Below are 701 nucleotides of genomic sequence, written 5' to 3'. Positions count from 1 at the left end.
CACTTTCACTTGGACAACCAACGCCAAGCTTGCCTAGCCTTCTCCGTCCCTCCATCACTGATTATATAAGTACGGGAATATTAACCCGTTTCCCATCGACTACGCATTTCTGCCTCGCCTTAGGGGCCGACTTACCCTGCCCTGATTAGCATGGGACAGGAAACCTTGGTCTTCCGGCGTGGGAGTTTTTCACTCCCATTATCGTTACTCATGTCAGCATTCGCACTTGTGATATGTCCAGCAAGCTTTACAACTCACCTTCATCCACTTACACAACGCTCCCCTACCCAGCATGTAAACATGCTGCCGCAGCTTCGGTATATTGCTTAGCCCCGTTACATCTTCCGCGCAGGCCGACTCGACTAGTGAGCTATTACGCTTTCTTTAAAGGGTGGCTGCTTCTAAGCCAACCTCCTAGCTGTCTATGCCTTCCCACATCGTTTCCCACTTAGCAATATTTTGGGACCTTAGCTGGCGGTCTGGGTTGTTTCCCTCTCCACGACGGACGTTAGCACCCGCCGTGTGTCTCCCGGATAGTTCTCATTGGTATTCGGAGTTTGCAAAGGGTTGGTAAGTCGGGATGACCCCCTAGCCTTAACAGTGCTCTACCCCCAATGGAATTCGTCCGAGGCTCTACCTAAATAGATTTCGGGGAGAACCAGCTATCTCCCGGTTTGATTGGCCTTTCACCCCCAGCCACA

1 rRNA gene is annotated in these 701 nt (G+C 51.5%); it reads right to left on the bottom strand.

What is annotated here, in order from left to right:
* Positions 1 to 701: ribosomal RNA gene (locus tag NO989_RS21880) — 23S ribosomal RNA — on the bottom strand; the annotation flags it as partial.

The organism is Alteromonas sp. DY56-G5, assembly GCF_041414725.1.
GTDB classification, from domain to species: domain Bacteria; phylum Pseudomonadota; class Gammaproteobacteria; order Enterobacterales; family Alteromonadaceae; genus Alteromonas; species Alteromonas macleodii.
The sequence above is the reverse complement of the archived record's forward strand: the minus strand, read 5'-3'. Positions and strand labels throughout refer to the sequence as shown.